Origin of the sequence: Streptomyces sp. NPDC001787 (genome assembly GCF_040297465.1) — a bacterium.
In the GTDB taxonomy this organism is placed as follows: domain Bacteria; phylum Actinomycetota; class Actinomycetes; order Streptomycetales; family Streptomycetaceae; genus Streptomyces.
The window spans coordinates 101762-120096 of record NZ_JBEOZE010000016.1 but is presented as its reverse complement, the minus strand read 5'-3'; the positions used below and the strand labels follow the sequence as shown (position 1 = coordinate 120096).

General features: G+C 70.9%; 15 protein-coding genes. 10 read left to right on the top strand and 5 right to left on the bottom strand.

Going from position 1 to position 18335, the window contains the following annotated elements:
* Positions 1–18 precede the first annotated feature (18 nt).
* Positions 19–1137 (bottom strand): alpha/beta hydrolase-fold protein, encoded by a 1119-nt coding sequence (locus ABT170_RS22475; RefSeq protein ID WP_351870109.1) that lies wholly within the window; start codon positions 1135–1137, stop codon positions 19–21.
* Between the two features lie 266 nt (positions 1138–1403).
* Here ABT170_RS22475 and ABT170_RS22470 point away from each other — a divergent pair, with 266 nt between their 5' ends.
* Positions 1404–1616, top strand: coding sequence for an MbtH family protein (locus tag ABT170_RS22470; RefSeq protein WP_329946859.1), 213 nt, complete (start codon positions 1404–1406; stop codon positions 1614–1616).
* A gap of 139 nt (positions 1617–1755) precedes the next feature.
* Positions 1756–3324, top strand: a complete 1569-nt coding sequence (locus ABT170_RS22465) for an amidohydrolase (RefSeq protein WP_329946860.1) — start codon at positions 1756–1758, stop codon at positions 3322–3324.
* Positions 3325–3567: 243 nt separating this feature from the next.
* On the opposite strand, the gene ABT170_RS22460 is transcribed toward ABT170_RS22465, so the two are convergent.
* On the bottom strand, positions 3568–4020 hold the full coding sequence (locus tag ABT170_RS22460) for a hypothetical protein (protein ID WP_329946861.1): 453 nt from the start codon (positions 4018–4020) through the stop codon (positions 3568–3570).
* Between the two features lie 375 nt (positions 4021–4395).
* On the opposite strand from ABT170_RS22460, the gene ABT170_RS22455 reads away from it, so the two are divergent.
* Positions 4396–4917, top strand: coding sequence for a GNAT family N-acetyltransferase (locus ABT170_RS22455; protein ID WP_329946862.1), 522 nt, complete (start codon positions 4396–4398; stop codon positions 4915–4917).
* A gap of 245 nt (positions 4918–5162) precedes the next feature.
* Here ABT170_RS22455 and argB read toward each other — a convergent pair whose 3' ends face one another.
* Entirely contained in the window at positions 5163–6080 is a 918-nt protein-coding gene (gene argB, locus ABT170_RS22450) for an acetylglutamate kinase (RefSeq protein ID WP_329946863.1), read from the bottom strand.
* 118 nt (positions 6081–6198) lie between these two features.
* Positions 6199–6855, bottom strand: a complete 657-nt coding sequence (locus ABT170_RS22445) for an isochorismatase family protein (protein WP_351870103.1) — start codon at positions 6853–6855, stop codon at positions 6199–6201.
* 289 nt (positions 6856–7144) lie between these two features.
* Between ABT170_RS22445 and ABT170_RS22440 the strand changes: the two genes are divergently transcribed.
* The 6 genes from ABT170_RS22440 (at position 7145) to ABT170_RS22415 (ending at position 15371) form a co-directional block, all read left to right on the top strand.
* On the top strand, positions 7145–8587 hold the full coding sequence (locus ABT170_RS22440; protein WP_351870100.1) for a DUF4192 domain-containing protein: 1443 nt from the start codon (positions 7145–7147) through the stop codon (positions 8585–8587).
* Positions 8588–8728: 141 nt separating this feature from the next.
* Positions 8729–9502: an NUDIX hydrolase gene (locus ABT170_RS22435; RefSeq protein WP_351870097.1), complete on the top strand. Its 774-nt coding sequence runs from the start codon at positions 8729–8731 to the stop codon at positions 9500–9502.
* Positions 9503–9740: 238 nt separating this feature from the next.
* Complete coding sequence (locus ABT170_RS22430; RefSeq protein WP_351870094.1) at positions 9741–11477, top strand: ATP-binding cassette domain-containing protein; 1737 nt, start codon at positions 9741–9743, stop codon at positions 11475–11477.
* A gap of 160 nt (positions 11478–11637) precedes the next feature.
* Positions 11638–12525, top strand: coding sequence for a FadR/GntR family transcriptional regulator (locus ABT170_RS22425; RefSeq protein ID WP_329946868.1), 888 nt, complete (start codon positions 11638–11640; stop codon positions 12523–12525).
* Positions 12526–12848: 323 nt separating this feature from the next.
* Complete coding sequence (locus tag ABT170_RS22420) at positions 12849–14396, top strand: RNA polymerase sigma factor (RefSeq protein ID WP_329946869.1); 1548 nt, start codon at positions 12849–12851, stop codon at positions 14394–14396.
* Between the two features lie 144 nt (positions 14397–14540).
* On the top strand, positions 14541–15371 hold the full coding sequence (locus ABT170_RS22415; RefSeq protein WP_329946870.1) for a serine protease: 831 nt from the start codon (positions 14541–14543) through the stop codon (positions 15369–15371).
* Positions 15372–15476: 105 nt separating this feature from the next.
* Here the strand turns inward: ABT170_RS22415 and ABT170_RS22410 are convergent, their stop codons facing one another.
* On the bottom strand, positions 15477–15710 hold the full coding sequence (locus ABT170_RS22410; protein WP_073721947.1) for a DUF7455 domain-containing protein: 234 nt from the start codon (positions 15708–15710) through the stop codon (positions 15477–15479).
* A gap of 443 nt (positions 15711–16153) precedes the next feature.
* On the opposite strand from ABT170_RS22410, the gene ABT170_RS22405 reads away from it, so the two are divergent.
* Positions 16154–18286: a DNA gyrase/topoisomerase IV subunit B gene (locus tag ABT170_RS22405; protein WP_266924651.1), complete on the top strand. Its 2133-nt coding sequence runs from the start codon at positions 16154–16156 to the stop codon at positions 18284–18286.
* Positions 18287–18335 lie beyond the last annotated feature (49 nt).

Sequence of the window (18335 nt, the reverse complement as noted above, 5' to 3'; positions counted from 1 at the left end):
CGGTGCCTTCGGAGGTGCTCAGGCGAGTGCCCAGGCGACATCCCTGAGAAGGGCGTGCCGCCAGCCGGCCCGGTCGTGGTCCGAGGCCGACCGTGATACCCGCACCGTCGCACCGGCCCGCTCGGCCAGCGTCTCGGCCAGCTCGCAGTGGGGCAGCATCCGCGTCTCGTGTTCCCCCACGTCGAACGCGGCCCGCAGCCCGGACAGCCCCGGGTGTTCCCGAAGGCGCGCGGCGACGGCTCCGCCCACCGGCCCGCCCAGGGGGTCGGCCGACTCCATGGCCCCGGGCGTCCACCAGAGCGACGCGGACTGACAGGCGATCCGGGACACCAGGTCCGGGAACTCCAGCGCCGCGTACAGCGCGCTCAGCCCGCCGAGACTCTGCCCTGCGACCACCAGCCGGTCCGGGTCGGCGGGTACGCCGGACTCCGCCACCAGCGGGAGCAGTTCGTCGCGGACCGCCTCCCACAGCTCCGGCCGGCACCCGAACTCGGCCGCCCGGTCCTTGGCGGGAAGGAAGACGAGCGTGACGGGGGGCATCTCCCCACTGGCGACGGCCGAGTCGAACGCGGTCATGGCCGGGTGCAGATACAGCCAGTCGTCCCCGTCGAGCAGCAGGACCACCGGTCCGCCGCCGCCCGCCGGGTGGATCCGCACGGTACGCCGCCCGCCGAGCCGTTCGCTGTTCCAGCGGAGCCGGGCGGCCGGGACGGGGAGGACGTCCTCGGCGCCGAGGACGGGCCAGTGCGGCTGGGCCGGGGCGTCCGGGGTCGCGGCGATGGACCGGTCACCGCCCGCGCCGACCGGGTTGAACGGATCCGCGTACGCCGCGCCGTCCGCGACGAACCGGTAGGTCACCCGCAGCCGCGCGGGCATGCGCACCTCGGCGTACCAGCAGTCCGTGTCCTCCCACCGGAGCAGGGGGACGGGCTCCGACCAGCTCTCGAAGTCGATGACCGCCGCGGACCCGCGCCACAGGAACAGGGTGGACCAGCCGGCGCCGCCGTCGTCGGCAGGTATCGACGCGGGTGTCCGCGCCGCCGCCCAGAACGCGTCGGTTCCGGGTTCGCCGTGCGTGGCGAACCTGACGAAGGGGTTCTTTCCGCCGGCCGCGCGGCCGGATGCGGGACCGGTCATGGCCGGACGGCGAGGTAGCCGTCCACGGTCCCGAGGGGTCCGCTCGCGGGGTGGTCCGTGCCGTCCTCGGCGCGGACCGGTTCGGTCACCGGGCGCATGAACGTCTCCTTGTGAGAGGGAAAGGGAAGGGCTAAGCTCACTTTTAATTAGGGGAGCCTAACCTAATTCACTCCCGGTGTGCCGGCTCAATCCGCCGCCACGACGATCTGACACGCACTCATGACGCGGCCACCACCGGCCCGTCGGCCCGAGGAGGCACCGACAGCATGAGCACCAACCCTTTCGACGACCCCGAAGGCCGCTTCCTGGTCCTGGTGAACGACGAGGGACAGCACTCGCTCTGGCCGTCCTTCGCCGAGGTGCCCGGGGGCTGGACGACCGCTTTCGACGAGAACACCCGGGAGGCGTGCCTGGACTTCATCGAGACCAACTGGACCGACCTGCGCCCCCGTTCGCTCGCGGCGTCCATGGACGCCTGACCTTCACGGCGCACCGCACCGCGAGGGGCCTGCCCCGGCAGGGATGACGAGGACGGCGGTACGCCACGGAAGGCGGCCGTTCCCCGGGCCCGGCCCCGCCCGCGGTCATCCCGGGCGACATCTCGGAGGGACACCGCTGATGCTCTGCACCAGACTGACGAACGCGCGCTTCCTCACCATGGACCCGGACCGTCCCGTCGCCCATGACCTGGGCATCTGGCGGGGCCGGATCGTGGGTCTGGACGAGGCGGTGACCTCCCTGCCCGCCCGGGAGGTGGTCGACCTCCAGGGAGCCACCGTGCTGCCCGGGTTCATCGACTCCCATGTGCACCTGGCCTGGACCGGGCTCAAGGAGACGACCTTGAGCATCGCGGGACGCACGCGGATCGACGATGTGCTCGCGATCGTGGCGGAGGCCGCCACCCGGACCGGCTCGCCGGGCGACTGGCTGAGCCTCGCCGGATACGACCAGCGAGCCCTGGGCCGCCATCTGACCGCCGCCGAACTCGACACGGTCAGCCACGGGCGCAAGGTGTTCATGCTGCACGACTCCGGGCACGGCTGCGTCGTCAACTCCGCCGTACTGGACCTGCTGCCGGACGGCGTCCCGCACGAGAACGGCTTCCTCGCCGAGGGGGCGATGGGCGCCGCCCGCGCGCTGCGCCTGCCCCACTCCCAGCGGGAGCTGGCCGGGGCGATCGGGCGTGCTGCCCGGACCTGTCTGGCCGAGGGGGTCACCGCGTGTGCCGAGGCGGGTATCGGCGGCACCCTCTTCGGCCACAGTCCGGTCGAGCTGGGCGCCTACCAACTCGCCCGCGAGGAGGGATCGCTGCCGCTGCGGGTGCAGCTGATGGTGTCGGCGGAACGGCTTCGCCCGGTCTCCGCGCACGGGTCCGACGGCATACCCCGGGCCCTGGACCTCGGCCTGCGCACCGGGTTCGGCGACGACCGTCTCTCCGTGGGCGCGCTGAAGATCTACACCGACGGCGGCATGATGGCCCGGACCGCCGCGCTCTCCGGCCCGTACGAAGGGCTGGACCACGCGGGGCAGTTGCAGGACGACCCCGGCGTGCTCGCGGACATGATCGTGGACGGCCACCTCGCCGGGTGGCAGCTCGCCGTCCACGCGATCGGTGACCGCGCGGCGGACCTCGCCCTGGACGCCCTGGAGCGGGCCCAGCGCCTCCGGCCGCGCCCCGGCGCCCGGCATCGCATCGAGCACGCGGGCCTGATCCGCCCCGACCAGCTTCCGCGCTTCGCGCAGCTCGGCGTCAGCGCGGTCGTCCAGCCCAACTTCCTCCGGTACTTCGGCGACGACTACGCGGCGGTCATGGGCCGCGAGCGGGCACCGTGGCTCTATCGCGGCAGGGGGTTCCTGGACCACGGCATCCCCCTCGTCGGCAGCTCCGACCGCCCCGTCACGGACGGATCCCCGCTGAGGGCCGTCCAGTTCATGGTCGAGCGCACCTCTGTGTCCGGCCGGGTGATCGGCCCGGACGAGGGAATCACCGTCGACGAGGCACTGCGGGCCTACACCGTCGCCGGGGCCTTCGCCTGCCACTGGGAGGACAGCCTGGGAAGCCTCACCCCGGGCAAGTTCGCCGACCTGGTCGTGCTCGGGGACGACCCCCGGCGCGTCGATGTGTCACGCATCGGGGACATCGAGGTGGTGGCGACGTACGTCGGCGGCAGCGAGACCGGGGGCTGATCGGCGACGGGGCCGGTTCCCGGGGACTTCCGTACCGGCCCCGCTCCCTCTTCGCTCCCTCTTCCGACTCGCAGCGCAACACACCCCGTGTCGCGTCGAGTTGTGCCGTGCCATGTCGTCTCACGCCGTGCCGTCTCGTGCCGTCTCGTGCGGGCGCCGGCCGGTGCCCCCGTCGAGAACGGGGACACCGGCCGGCGGTGTCGCTGTCGCTGTTCAGTCCCGGCACGTCGCCGGGGGGCCGGCTCAGAACACGAAGGGTCCCGGTGCCTGGGCCGAGGTCGCGTTGCACGTCACGCTGATGCCGAAGACCACGACCTTGAGGGATTTGGCCTCCAGGCTGTCCCCGGAGGCCACGGTCCCGTTCAGCAGACCCGTGGAAACGGGGCTTCCGGCCGGAATGGCAGGGTTGGAGCTGCCGGTGAACGTCACCGACCCCGCACCCTTGTTGGTGAGTGTGAGCGTCGACTTGACGGAGTTCGCCCCGACGTTGATGGGGGCGGTGATGGCGGACGTCGAGAGGTTGATGGTCGCGGCCGTACCGCTCTGGGTGGCGGTGAGGGACGCGCTGCCCGAACCGTAGGAACCGCAGTCGAACGTGATGGTGGCGGTGGTGGGGGTGACCGCGCTGGCTGTGGGGGCCAGCGCGAGCATGCCCGCAGCAAGGACGGAACCGATACCGAGGCGAGTGCCGTGCATGGTGGTTGCCCTTCGTGTGGGGGGACTGCCGGCGCGCGATCGCCGTGCCGCGCCGCATGGCGGAACCGCCCTGACGTGTCGTCAGGAAGGCGGTTCCCCCATTGAGGCACGGCCCCCTGGAGACAACAAGGCACACCGTCATGATTTTTGACATGCTACGGCCAAAATGGGGGCGGATTCGCGCACGCCGGGGCATTCGCGCATCGCGGCGCCGACCGGGTTCCGGTCGGAGACGGGGCCCGAAGTGACGGTGCCGCGCGGTGAGTTCTGTACTGGACGAGCGACTAAGGTAAGGCTAGCCTTATCTCGCTTGTTCGTTGCGGTGTCACGGCGATGAGCCATTTCTTCGATCGTGGAAACCGAGGAAGGAAAGCCTTGTTCACGGCCCTGCCGCGCCCTGCCCCGCAGCCGCACACGCGCCTCGCGCCGGCATCCTCCGTACGCTCAGCCCATGAGGACGACGCTGCCGCGCTCGCCGCGTTGTCCCGGCCTTTCGTGCTCTCGGGGGCGCTGAGGGAGCGGCCCCTCCCGCTGTACGCCGCCCGTGCGGCCGAGTTCCTCGTGGCGGTGGCCCCCGAGGGGCCCCTGGAAGGCTGCGTGGGCCTGCGTGTGTACCCGGCCGGCCCGGGGGAGGGCCGGGGTTCCGCCGGTGTTCTGTACAACTTCTGCGTGGCCGGGCACAGACAGGGGCATGGGGTGGGGGCCGGGCTCCTGCGGGCCGTGCTGGCCATGGCGCACGCCCGGTCGCTCGGTGCGCTGTTCACGGCGACGACCGGGGGCGGCGGGCTGTTCCTCCGGTACGGATTCGCGCCCGCGGCCGTGGATCTGGCGCCGCCGTCCTGGGTGGAGTCCCTGGACCCCCGGCGCGACGCGCGGATCCTCGCGAGGCCGCTGTGACGTACGGCGCGGTGCGTTCGCACCGGCTTCCGCCGGGGCCGGCAGGCATCGGCACCGGGCTCCGTCGCCATCGATTCCGGTAGGCGCCGTTTCCGCCGGCACCGGTTTCCGTCGGCACCGGCTTCCGGCAGGCGTGGTCTCCTGCCGGTGCCGGTCTTCGCCGGCGCCGCTTTCCGCCGGCGCCGCTTTCCGCCGTCGTCGGTGCCCCGGTGCCGGGGCCGACGCGTCCGTCCCCCGTGGGGGTGTCAGGCAGTGCTCCGGCCGGTGTCGGGACTGTCACCGGGAACCACCGTGGTGCCGGGGCTGGTCCCGCCGAAGACGGCCCGCACCGCGTGCGGCACGCGTCCGTCGAGCACATGAGCCCTGTGCACGCCGCCGCGTACGGCCCGCAGGCAGCCCTCCATCTTGGGCAGCATCCCGCTCGCCAGTTCCGGCAGCATCCCGTCCAGGGTGTCGGCCGTCAGGCGCCCGATCACCTCGGTGCTGTGCGGCCAGTCCGCGTACAGCCCCTCCACATCGGTGAGCACCACCAGTCGCCGGGCGCCGAGGGCCACGGCGAGAGCCGACGCCGCGAGATCGGCGTTGACGTTGTAGACCTGGCCGTCCTCGCCGCGGGCGACGGGGGAGACGACGGGGATGTGGCCCTGCTCCAGGAGCGCGCGGACCACCCCCGGGTTCACCTCCACGATGTCACCCACGAGGCCGATGTCCACGGGCCGGTCGTCCACCCTGGCCCACCGCCGCACCGCAGTCATCGTGTGCGCGTCCTCGCCGGTCATGCCCACGGCGAAGGGTCCGTGGGCGTTGATGTGTCCGACCAGTTCCCGCTGGACCCGGCCGGTCAGCACCATGCGCACGACCTCCATGATCTCCGGAGTAGTCACCCGCAGGCCCGCCTCGAACCGGGTCTCCAGCCCGAGACGGTCGAGCATCGCGCTGATCTGCGGCCCGCCCCCGTGCACGACGACGGGGCGCAGCCCCGCGCGCCACAGCTCCACGACGTCCTGGGCGAACGTCCGCTGCAGGGCGGCGTCCACCATGGCGTTGCCGCCGAACTTGACGACGACCACACCGCCCGGCGGTTCCTCCGGCCGGATGCGCGGCCCTCCGGCCGGCTCCGCGTCCGCGCGCTGCGTGACAACTGCTGCGGCCCGATGGGTCATGGTCTCCGTCTCTCGTCGGTACCCGTCTGTCCCGCGCGTTCGGCTGTGCGTCCCGCGCGTCCGGCTGTGAGTCCGGCTGTCCGCCCCGCGCGTCCGGCGCCTTGAGCGCGCGAAGTGGTCACGCGTTCTTCGGTTCCCTGTGCAGGAGCAGGCCGCGCAGCAGGCCGTCCGTCATGCAGACCATGCCGCTGCGCGCGGCCCAGCGAAGCGCCAGCGAGTGTTCCTCGGCGGAGAAGTCGGCCACCGCGTCGGCGACGACGAACGGCTGGATGTCGTTCATGAAGGCGTCCGCGGCGGTCAGCAGGACACCGAGGTGCGCGTACACCCCGCAGATGATCAGCTGGTCGCGGCCGTTCGCGCGCAGCAGTCTGCCGAGATGGCTGCGCAGGAAGGCGTTGTGACGCACATTCGACAGCAGATGCTCACCGGGGCGTGGAGTGAGGGGCCCGACGATAGCGGCGGCATCGGGCTCGTCCCCGATGCCCGGACCCCACATGTCGGCGACCAGCCCGCGCTGCCCCGGCTCCTGTCCGGCCGGCTCCGCGCTGAAGATGACCGGCATGCCCAGTGTCCCGGCGAGTTCCCGCAGCGCCGCGATGTTGTCGACGAGCTCCAGCACGGGCGACCGCCCCGCGGGAAACGCTTCGACGAAGTGGCTCTGCATGTCGAGGACCAGCAGCGCGGCGCGCGCCGGATCGATCCTCCAGGAGACCTGCGACAGGGGAAGAGCGCCGCGCTCCGGCATGGGATAGGCGTCGATGGCGGGTAGGCGCATGGGTGACTCCCCTTCCCCGATGACGCACGCACCGCCGGGTCAGAACTGCCGAGTTGTTATTAGCTTAGCCTAACCTAAATTCTCGCAATCATGGCGCGCTCCTCCCGGTCCCCCGGATTCCGCCGGGCAGGCCAACTGCCCTCCCGCGCAAGGGGATGCCGATGGGGGTGCGGCACCGACCCCCATGCAACCCGATGGCTATGACAAACCGCCAACGTCGGTGCGGCCCTGTGGACAACAGTTATCCACAGGGGTCGCGGAATTCCGCGGATCGCGGGACGGTCATGCCATGAACAAGCACCACGAATCCACCGGACCGGCCGACGAGCAGCAGATCACTCTGCGCGGTCCCGCCGAGCTCGCCGACGCCCTTCCGTACCTCATGGGATTCCATCCGAACGACAGCGTGGTCATGGTGGCGCTGCACGGCGGCCGGGGCCGCTTCGGCGGCAGGCTCAGGCTGGGTATTCCGCGGGCTCCGCAGGAATGGGCGCCCGTCGCGGGCCAATTGGCGGAGTCGCTGATCGCGGGGAGCGAGCGGCGCGGTTCCCGGCCCGACGCGATCGTCGTCTTCCTCTGCCAGGATCCTGCCGAGGGCGAGAGCGCCCACGGGACCATGGAGCGTCTGAGGCCCCTGGCCCAGTGCCTGCGCACCGCCTGCGGAGCCCTCGACGTCCCCGTTCTGGAAGCCCTCTGCATTTCCGACGGCCGTTATTGGTCCTACTGCTGTCCCGACGCCCGGTGCTGCCCCGAGCAGGGAAACCCCCTGGCGATGCCCGGCACCACGGTCATGGCGGCCGCGGCCGCGTACGCCGGAATCCAAGTGCGGGGATCGCTGCGGGACATGGAGGAGCGGCTCTCGCCATGGCGGTCTCCGGCCGCCCCCGCGCAGTGCCACGCATTGGACACTGCGGGGGCTTCGCTGGTGTCCCGGCTCCTGGACAAGGAGGGGCGGGTCGAGGTGGCCGGGGAGACCCTGGAGCTCGCGCGGGTGCTCATGCGGCGTCTCCGGCAGATGCCGCCGTCCGTGCCGTCGGCCGCCGACAGGAGCGACGACCAACTGATCAGCCACGACGAAGCGGCTGCCGTGATCCTCGGGCTCCAGGACCGGGAGACCCGGGACAAGGCGGCGGAGTGGATGGAGGGCCCCGAAGCGGACTCCGCGCTGAGGCTGTGGCGGGCGCTCTCCCGCCGCTGTGTCGGCCCGTACGTGGAACACGCCGCCGCTCCGCTCGCCCTGGCGGGCTGGGTCTCCTGGTCGACCGGTGACGAACCGGGTGCGCGGGTCGCCCTGGGGCTGGCCCTCCGTGCCGACCCCGACTACACCTTCGCCCAACTGCTGCACCAGGCATGCAACGAGGGCCTGGACCCGGAGACGCTGCGCCGCTGTCTGCGCGGCGAGGACGACTCCGCCGCGGACGGTGGCGTCCCGGCCGGCGGCTCCTCGGACGGTGGCGTCCCGGCCGGAGACCTCCGGGGCGGTGAAACCGAGGAAGGAGAGACCGGCAGCGCTGACGGGTGGTCAGGGAGCGCTCAGGGTCCCCCGCGCGAATGCCGCGCACGGCCGCGAGCGGAGCCGGCGCCCCGGCCGGCCCGTCCGCCGCGGCGGACCCCCGACACGAAGCGGAGGAAGGGCGCACCCGGTGCCGTCCGTCCGGGAGGTGCCGCCGCCCGGCGCGGGCAGCGGGAGGCCGGCCGGTACGGGGGGCGGGGGACCGGGAGCGGCCGATGACCGACGCGGCGGCGGAGCAAGGCCACGGGCGCACCCGCCCCGGCCCCGGTCCGGCCGGATCCGTCGGATTCGACGGATTCCATGGATCGCGAGGATGCCGAATGGAGTGTTTATCGTCAGGCAGACGACTATGATCGCGGCATGCCGCCCTACGACCCGTCGACCTTCCCGCCCTTCGCTGTCACCGTCGACCTGGTCGTGCTCACGGTGCGCCGCCACGCGCTCTGCGCGCTGGTCGTACGCCGAGGGGAGCCGCCGTTCCAGGGCCGGTGGGCGCTGCCCGGCGGATTCGTCCGGGCCGATGAGGATCTCGGAGCGGCCGCGGCGCGTGAACTCGCCGAGGAGACCGGGCTCTGCGCACATGATCCGGTGACTCAGGCGACTCAGGCGGTGGGCAACGGCGCGCACCTCGAGCAGTTGGCGACCTACGGGGATCCGGCGCGTGACCCCCGGATGCGGGTCGTGAGCGTGGCACACCTCGCGCTCGCGCCGGACCTTCCCGCGCCCCGCGCGGGTGGCGACGCCAACAGCGCGCGCTGGGCCCCGGTCGGGGATCTGCTCCGGCCGGACAGCGACCCGGGCCGGGACGGCGAGCAGCCGGCGCCGCTGGCGTTCGACCATGCGCGGATCCTCGCGGACGGGGTGGAGAGGGCCCGTTCCAAGATCGAGTACTCCTCGCTGGCCACGGCTTTCTGCCCGCCGGAGTTCACGGTCGGCGAGCTGCGCCGGGTGTACGAGGCGGTGTGGGGCGTGGTGCTCGACCCCCGGAACTTCCACCGCAAGGTGACCGGCACGCCCGGCTTCCTGGTGCCTTCCGGGGGTACCACCACGAGGCAGGGCGGCCGTCCCGCGCAGCTGTTCCGGGCCGGCGCCGCCACCGTGCTCAACCCGCCGATGCTGAGGCCCGAGGTCTGAGGCCCGAAGCCCGAGGTACGGCGCGGCGCGGGACCGGAGGCCCGCGCGCGAAGTCGCGCCCGGTGCCGGAACGCGCGGCCTGACGACGTCGCGCCCGGGGCGGGGGCGCGTGGCCCGGCCCCGCGGAACACCCGCCGGTCCACTGCTGCGCCAAAAGTCGCAATTGTCGCGTTATGTTGCTGCGGTACCCACCTGCCGCCGAGCGGTCTCACCTTCCGCGAGAAACGCGAGAGAAGCGATGCTCCAGGCCATCGGACTCACCAGCAAACCCCGCCGCGACGCCCCGCCCGCCGTGGGCGATCTGACCTTCGAGGCCCGGCCCGGCCGCGTCACCGCCCTGCTCGGCGCTCCGGGCTCCGGGAAGACCACGGCGCTGCGCCTGATGCTCGAACTCGACGCCGGGCGAGGCGTCACCTACTTCCGCGGGCGCCCGTTGCACCGCATCGCCCACCCGGCGCGCGAGGTGGGCGTCCTTCTCGGGGACGTTCCCGGCCACCCGGCCCGTACGGCCCGCGGGCAGCTCCGCATGCTCTGCGCGGCCGCGGGTGTGTCCGCCGCCCGCGCCGACGACGTGCTCGAAGTCGTCGGCCTCACCGGACTGGGGGGTCTGCGCATCGGCGCCCTCTCGGTGGGCATGGACCGTCGCCTCGCTCTCGCCTCCGCGCTTCTGGGGGACCCGCACACACTGCTCCTCGACGAACCCGCCGAAGGCCTCTCGCCCCGGGAGAACAGCTGGCTGTACGGGCTGTTGCGCGCCCACGCCGCCCAGGGCGGAACGGTCCTGTGCGCCGTCAGCGACCCCAAGGAGGCGGCCCGTACCGCCGACCGTGTCGTCACCATCGACGGCGGGCGGCTCGTCGCGGACCAGGACGTCGCCGACTTCTCCCGCACCCGGCTGCGCCCACGCGTCGCCGTCCGGACTCCGCACGCGGCCCGGCTGGCCGCGGTCGTCACCCGCGAGGCGCGTGCGGGGCGGCGCTCCGTCGAAGTCGTGACCGAGGCGAGCAGCCGTCTGTCGGTGTACGGCAGCAGCTGCGCCGAGATCGGGGACACGGCGTTCAGGCACGGTGTCCCTGTTCATCAACTCGCCGACGAGACCGGCGACACCGGACCTGTCGCCACCGACGACGCGGGAGCCGTGCCGCGGCAGGCCTCGTCCGTCGCCCTCTCCGAACTGCCCCCGCCGATCCCGGTGCGCCCCGCCCCGGGACCGCTGCGCCCGCTGCGCTACGAACTGCGCCGCCTGCTGGGCGTCAGGACAACGGCCATGATCATGGCCACCGTTCTGCTGGCGTCTGCCGGACTCGCCGTCCTGCTCGCCCGCACTGACGGGACACCGCCGCCGCACCTGCTGGCCGCGTGGCCCGCTCTGCTGCCGTTGCCCCCGGCCGTGCTCGGTGCCGGTCTGATCGGAGCCCTCTCCTTCGGGGACGAATTCCGCTACCCGGCGCTGGCCGCGGGCCGCGGGACGGTTCCCCGGCGCCTCGGACTGCTTCTCGCGAAGCTGGCCGTCACGGCCGGGGCCGCCCTCCTGCTCGCGCTGCTCGTGGTGCTGTGCGACGCCCAGGCCATTCGCCTCGTGTACGGACAGGAACTGATCAAAGACCCGGCGAACCTCGCCCCGCTCGCGGCGAGTTGGGCAGGTCTCACCGTCGGCTGCGCCTGGGCCGGCCTGCTGGCCGCAGGGATCTTCAGGGTGGCGGGTGCCGGAGTCGCCGCGGTGCTGGCCGTTCCGGTGCTCATCGTGCCGCTCGTCCGCAAGGCGCTGGAGGGACCGGCGGCACGGTCGGCCGCGGGGCTCCCGGGAAGGCTGAGGGAGCTGGCCGGGTGGCAACTGCCGCACGAGGCGGACAGATGGGTCCTGGCGGTCGTGCGGGTGGTGGCACAGCCCGTGGGGACGGCTCTCGCCCTGTCGCTGTCGGCCCTGATCTGCGCGTATCTGTTCACCAGCCTTCGAGGCAGGGCGCGTTGGTGACCACGATGCCTCCGGCGGGCGGCTCAAACCCCGCAACTCCCTTGGATATGCCCCTCTTGTGGAATTATGTCGTCAATTGCGGGGCGGGTGCCGATCACCCTTTCGTGTGCTTTTCACCAAAGACCTCAAGAGGCGGGCGCGCCGCGCCGACAAAGGATGCGTGAGTACCCTTGCGCACACCATGATGACCGCCGCCCGCTCCGCCGACTCCGGCCTCGCCGGCTCGGGCGAACTCGACCGCTACCCCTACGCGGAGGCGCCGGCCGGCGAGCGCGCCGCGATCCGCTCGTGGGGCGGACCCGATTCCGAGCTGGGGCGGGCGAGCCGACGCGGGGCTGCCAGCCGAGGACGCGGACTGCACGGCCAACTCGTTCAGCAGCTGGGCCAGATGATCGTTTCCGGGGATCTCGGCGCCGATCGCCCGCTCGTTCCCGAGGAGATCGGTCAGCGTTTCGAGGTCTCCCGTACTGTCGTGCGTGAGTCCCTTCGCGTGCTGGAGGCCAAGGGCCTGGTCAGCGCGCGCCCCAATGTCGGTACGCGGGTGCGTCCGGTCAGTGACTGGAATCTGCTGGACCCCGACATCATCGAATGGAGGGCCTTCGGTCCCCAGCGTGACGACCAGCGTCGCGAGCTGGCCGAGCTCCGCTGGACGATCGAGCCGCTCGCGGCCCGGCTGGCGGCCGGGCACGGACGTGAGGACATCCAGCAGCGGCTCGGCGACATGGTCGAGATCATGGGCCACGCGCTGGGACAGGGGGACGCGATCACGTTCTCCCGGGCGGACGCGGAATTCCACTCCCTGCTCATCCAGGCCGCGGGCAACCGGATGCTGGAGCACCTCTCCGGCATCGTCTCGGCGGCCCTGCATGTCTCCGGCGGACCCGTCACTGGCTGTGACCGCCCGGCCGAGGCGTCGCTCGCCCACCACGCCCGGATCGTCGAAGCCCTCGCCTCCGGCGATTCCGCGGCCGCCGAGACGGCCATGCGCCAACTGCTCGTCGTTCACCCCGAGGTGGAGCGGGTGGTTCCCGCGCCGCGCGAGCACTGATCGCAGCACGGCCGGGGTGCATGGACCCTGTGCCGCCGGACCCCTCGGTCCGGCGGCACAATTGTGGGGGGATGTCACCCCTGGCACTGTTCGTCGCAAATGAGGTGTGACTCGGGCCACGCGGATTGGGCGTAACACTCCTCGAAACAGTGCGATGACTTAAGAGGTGACCGCCGCAGAAGGAATACAGCAGCCATTCAGCGCGCTGTGCAGTTCTGAGGCCAAACCCGCGCCGTCGGCGACATCCCCAGTCGACGGTCGTCGGTTCCAGCCCTCTCCAGGGCCGGGCCGGAAGCCGTTTCCATCGTTCCGAGAGGTTGTTCGTGTCGGCCAGCACATCCCGTACGCTCCCGCCGGAGATCGCCGAGTCCGAGTCTGTGATGGCGCTCATCGAGCGGGGAAAGGCTGATGGGCAGATCGCCGGCGATGACGTGCGTCGGGCCTTCGAGGCTGACCAGATTCCGCCAACCCAGTGGAAGAATGTTCTGCGCAGCCTCAACCAGATCCTCGAGGAAGAGGGTGTGACGCTGATGGTCAGTGCCGCGGAGTCGCCGAAGCGCGCCCGCAAGAGCGTCGCAGCGAAGAGCCCGGTCAAGCGCACCGCCACCAAGACCGTCGCGGCCAAGACGACCGTGACGAGGACCGTCGCGGCCTCCGCCGCCCAGACGGCCGAGAGTGCGGACGCGGTGGCCGACGACGCCACAGCGGCCGCTCCCGCGAAGAAGACGGCAGCCAAGAAGACCGCTGCCAAGAAGACCGCCGCGAAGAAGACCGCGGCCAAGAAGACAGCGACGAAGAAGTCCGGCAAGCAGGACGACGAGCTCCTCGACGGTGACGAGGCGGCCGAGGAAGTCAAGGCCGGCAAGGGTGAGGAAGAGGAGGGCGAGGGCGAGAACAAGGGCTTCGTCCTCTCCGACGACGACGAGGACGACGCGCCTGCTCAGCAGGTCGCCGTCGCCGGCGCCACGGCCGACCCGGTCAAGGACTACCTGAAGCAGATCGGAAAGGTCCCGCTCCTCAACGCCGAGCAGGAGGTCGAGCTCGCCAAGCGCATCGAGGCGGGTCTCTTCGCCGAGGACAAGCTGGCGAACTCGGACAAGCTCGCGCCGAAGCTCAAGCGCGAGCTGGAGATCATCGCCGAGGACGGGCGCCGCGCCAAGAACCACCTGCTGGAGGCCAACCTCCGGCTCGTGGTCTCGCTGGCCAAGCGCTACACCGGCCGCGGCATGCTCTTCCTGGACCTGATCCAGGAGGGCAACCTCGGCCTGATCCGTGCCGTCGAGAAGTTCGACTACACCAAGGGCTACAAGTTCTCCACGTACGCCACCTGGTGGATCCGTCAGGCGATCACCCGTGCCATGGCGGACCAGGCCCGCACCATCCGTATCCCGGTGCACATGGTCGAGGTCATCAACAAGCTCGCGCGCGTCCAGCGCCAGATGCTCCAGGACCTGGGCCGTGAGCCCACCCCGGAGGAGCTGGCCAAGGAGCTCGACATGACCCCCGAGAAGGTCATCGAGGTCCAGAAGTACGGTCGCGAGCCGATCTCCCTCCACACCCCGCTGGGTGAGGACGGTGACAGCGAGTTCGGTGACCTGATCGAGGACTCCGAGGCGGTCGTTCCGGCCGACGCGGTCAGCTTCACGCTCCTCCAGGAGCAGCTGCACTCGGTGCTCGACACCCTCTCGGAGCGTGAGGCCGGCGTGGTCTCGATGCGTTTCGGTCTGACCGACGGCCAGCCGAAGACGCTGGACGAGATCGGCAAGGTCTACGGCGTGACGCGTGAGCGCATCCGTCAGATCGAGTCGAAGACGATGTCGAAGCTTCGTCACCCCTCGCGTTCCCAGGTGCTGCGCGACTACCTCGACTAGGCCGCGGACGCACGGAGCCGGACACACAGGCCGAGGGCCCGGACCCCATGGGGGAGCCGGGCCCTCGGCCTGTGCGCGGATGCGGGCCCGGGAGCGGTGCATGACGCTGGGTGGACCTTGATCACCGCAGCGTCAGGAGCCTTCATGTTCCGTACCGTCGTCCGTGCCCTGCCCGGGGTACTCGCCCTGACCGCCGTGGCGGCCGTGGTGCCGCCAGGAACCCCCGCCTCGGCTGCCGTGGGCGGCATCATCATCGGCGGACAGCCCGCCTCCGTGGCGGACAGCCCCTGGGTCGTGGCCGTGTCGAGCCGTGACCGGTTCGGGGGAACGCGCGCAGGCCAGTTCTGCGGCGGGGTGGCGGTGGCTCCGACGAAGGTGCTGACGGCGGCCCACTGCCTGAGCGGTGAGGTGCTCGGCGGGGACGTGGCCGACGTGGGCGATCTGCGGATCATCTCGGGCCGGGACCGGCTGCGCGACTCCGGCGGTCAGGAGATCGCCGTACGGGCGTCATGGGTCAATCCCGGCTACGACCGGGACTCCAACGCGGGTGACCTGGCGGTGCTCACTCTGGCGACCCCGTTGCCGAAGGGCAGCGTGATCGGGATGGCTCCGGAGGGTGACAGCGTCTACGCGGCCGGTACCGGTGCCGTCGTCCACGGGTGGGGCGACATGAGCGGCAGCGGCGCCTACGCGCAGGCCCTGCGCTCCGCCGAGGTCGAGCTTCTGCCGGACAGCATGTGCGAGCGTGCCTACCCGGGCGGCCCGGAGGGTACGTACGACGCCTCAGCGATGGTCTGCGCGGGCGATCCGGAGGGCGGGCACGATGCCTGCCAGGGGGACAGCGGCGGGCCTCTGGTGGCCCGTGGACGGCTTGTCGGCCTGGTCTCCTGGGGCAGCGGCTGCGGGCGCGCCGACAGCCCGGGTGTCTACACCCGGGTTTCCGCGGCCATGCGCTGGGCGGCCGGCCGGATCTGACCGGCAGCGGCGCGAAACGGCGAGAACGGGCGGTTCCCCCTCATCGGGGGAGCCGCCCGTCGGTCGGTCCGGGACCGGCCCCTGGCTCGTCGTGGATGCGAGGTGTCAGTGTTGTTCCTCTTCGGCGGCACTGGCCTGTACGGCGGTGAGCCGATCCGTCTCATCCTGTATTTCCGCGGCGATCTTCTTGAGTTCCGGCTCGAACTTGCGACCATGGTGGGCGCAGAAGAGCAGTTCACCGCCACTGATCAGGACGACGCGCAGATATGCCTGGGCGCCGCAACGGTCACAGCGGTCTGCTGCGGTCAGCGGGCTCGCGGGGGTCAGAACAGTAGTCACGTCGCCTCTTCTCTAGCTCGACGAGCTGTCGTACCAGGGTCAACATCCAACCAGGCCGAAAACGTTCCCGCTCGTGGCTTTTCTTCGAAACTTCTTCTCAGGATGGCTGACTGTTGCCGGTTGGCGGCGAATGTGCCGTATTGCGTAGCGCTACGGTTTCGCGTTGCTTGTCTTGGTCGGTCCGCCGGCTGGCTTGCCGGTTGTTCATGAGGACGTGCCCGGAGCCTAAATGGTTCATGCCTCGAAGGGAACGTGATGTGCACGTCACTCCAACGAATGATCGAACATTCATGCGAGCCTGGAAGCGGCTCGACTAGCATGAGGATTCCCCGAGGGTGGCGTTACAACCGCTCTACCAGGCCTCGGTAGGCTCTCAGCGGCAACCGAAGCCGAGCCCGTTACCCACTTGGGGCCCAAATGAAATTCAGCGAGGAGCGAACCGCGTGACCGCCGATACGTCCGTGCCGTCCACTGCGCTGCTGACCGGAGCAGGCGGCGTCGTAGACAGGGACAGCTCCAACTACACCGCGCGGCACCTTCTCGTACTCGAAGGGCTCGAGGCGGTCCGCAAGCGCCCCGGGATGTACATCGGGTCCACCGACAGCCGCGGCCTCATGCACTGCCTCTGGGAGATCATCGACAACTCCGTCGACGAGGCCCTCGGCGGCTACTGCGACAACATCGAGGTGATCCTCCACGACGACTCGTCCGTCGAGGTCCGCGACAACGGTCGTGGCATCCCGGTCGACGTGGAGCCCAAGACCGGTCTCTCCGGCATCGAAGTCGTCATGACCAAGCTGCACGCCGGCGGCAAGTTCGGCGGCGGCTCCTACGCCGCCTCGGGCGGTCTGCACGGTGTGGGCGCCTCCGTCGTCAACGCCCTCTCCGCCCGGCTGGACGTCGAGGTCGACCGCAACAGCGCGACCCACTCCATCAGCTTCCGGCGCGGGGTCCCCGGCATGTTCACCGAGCAGGGGCCGGACAGCCCGTTCGATCCGGCCAACGGTCTGCGCAAGGGGAAGCGGGTTCCGAAGACCCGTACCGGCACCCGGGTGAGGTACTGGGCCGACCGGCAGATCTTCCTCAAGGACGCCAAGCTCAACCTGGAGACCCTCTACCAGCGGGCCCGCCAGACGGCGTTCCTCGTCCCCGGCCTCACGATCGTCGTGCGCGACGAGCGGGGGATCGACGGTGAGGGCAAGACGGAGGAGACATTCCGCTTCGACGGCGGGATCAGCGAATTCTGCGAGTACCTGGCCCAGGACAAGGCCGTCTGCGACGTCCAGCGCCTGACCGGCACGGGTACGTTCAAGGAGACCGTCCCGGTCCTGGACGACCGCGGCCACATGACCCCGACCGAGGTCACCCGGGAACTGGGGGTGGACATCGCGCTGCGCTGGGGCACCGGCTACGACACCAACATCAAGTCCTTCGTCAACATCATCGCCACCCCCAAGGGCGGCACGCATGTGACCGGATTCGAGCGCTCCCTCACCAAGACGGTCAACGAGGTGCTGCGCTCCGCCAAACTGCTGCGCGTGGCCGAGGACGACGTCGTCAAGGACGACGCGCTGGAGGGCCTCACCGCGGTCGTCACCGTACGGCTCGCGGAGCCGCAGTTCGAAGGGCAGACGAAGGAGGTGCTCGGCACCTCGGCGGCCAACCGGATCGTCGCCAATGTGGTGGCCAAGGAGCTCAAGGCCTTCCTGACCTCGACCAAGCGGGACGCCAAGGCCCAGGCCAGGTCGGTGCTGGAGAAGGCGGTGGCAGCCGCCCGTACGCGCATCGCGGCCCGCCAGCACAAGGACGCGCAGCGCCGCAAGACCGCGCTGGAGTCCTCGTCGCTGCCCGCCAAGCTCGCCGACTGCCGCAGCGACGACGTGGACCGCAGCGAGCTCTTCATCGTCGAGGGCGACTCGGCCCTCGGTACGGCCAAGCTGGCCCGGAACAGCGAATTCCAGGCCCTGCTGCCGATCCGGGGCAAGATCCTCAACGTCCAGAAGTCATCCGTCTCGGACATGCTCAAGAACGCCGAGTGCGGCGCCATCATCCAGGTCATAGGAGCGGGGTCCGGACGGACCTTCGACATCGACTCCGCCCGCTACGGCAAGATCGTTCTGCTGGTGGACGCCGATGTCGACGGTGCCCACATCCGGTGTCTGCTGCTGACCCTGTTCCAGCGGTACATGCGGCCGATGGTCGAGGCGGGACGGGTCTTCGCCGCGGTGCCCCCGCTGCACCGGATCGAACTCGTCCAGCCCAAGAAGGGGCAGGACAAGTACATCTACACGTACTCCGACGGCGAGCTGCGCCAGACACTGCTGGAGCTCCAGCGCAAGAACGTCCGGTTCAAGGATTCGATCCAGCGCTACAAGGGTCTCGGCGAGATGGACGCCGACCAGTTGGCGGAGACCACGATGGATCCCCGCCACCGCACGCTGCGCCGGATCAACATCGGGGACCTTGAGTCCTCCGAGCACGTCTTCGATCTGCTGATGGGCAACGAGGTCGCGCCCCGCAAGGAATTCATCACCAGCTCGGCGGCGACCCTGGACCGCTCGCGCATCGACGCCTGAGGGCTCGTCCACCTGTGGGTGGACGAGTCGGCCGGGATCGCCGGGCGGA

Coding starts and splice junctions, on each gene's coding strand:
- ABT170_RS22475 (WP_351870109.1), bottom strand. CDS start 1,137: ATGACCGGTCCCGCATCCGGCCGCGCGGCCGGCGGAAAGAACCCCTTC.
- ABT170_RS22470 (WP_329946859.1), top strand. CDS start 1,404: ATGAGCACCAACCCTTTCGACGACCCCGAAGGCCGCTTCCTGGTCCTG.
- ABT170_RS22465 (WP_329946860.1), top strand. CDS start 1,756: ATGCTCTGCACCAGACTGACGAACGCGCGCTTCCTCACCATGGACCCG.
- ABT170_RS22460 (WP_329946861.1), bottom strand. CDS start 4,020: ATGCACGGCACTCGCCTCGGTATCGGTTCCGTCCTTGCTGCGGGCATG.
- argB (WP_329946863.1), bottom strand. CDS start 6,080: ATGACCCATCGGGCCGCAGCAGTTGTCACGCAGCGCGCGGACGCGGAG.
- ABT170_RS22445 (WP_351870103.1), bottom strand. CDS start 6,855: ATGCGCCTACCCGCCATCGACGCCTATCCCATGCCGGAGCGCGGCGCT.
- ABT170_RS22440 (WP_351870100.1), top strand. CDS start 7,145: ATGAACAAGCACCACGAATCCACCGGACCGGCCGACGAGCAGCAGATC.
- ABT170_RS22435 (WP_351870097.1), top strand. CDS start 8,729: ATGCCGCCCTACGACCCGTCGACCTTCCCGCCCTTCGCTGTCACCGTC.
- ABT170_RS22430 (WP_351870094.1), top strand. CDS start 9,741: ATGCTCCAGGCCATCGGACTCACCAGCAAACCCCGCCGCGACGCCCCG.
- ABT170_RS22415 (WP_329946870.1), top strand. CDS start 14,541: ATGTTCCGTACCGTCGTCCGTGCCCTGCCCGGGGTACTCGCCCTGACC.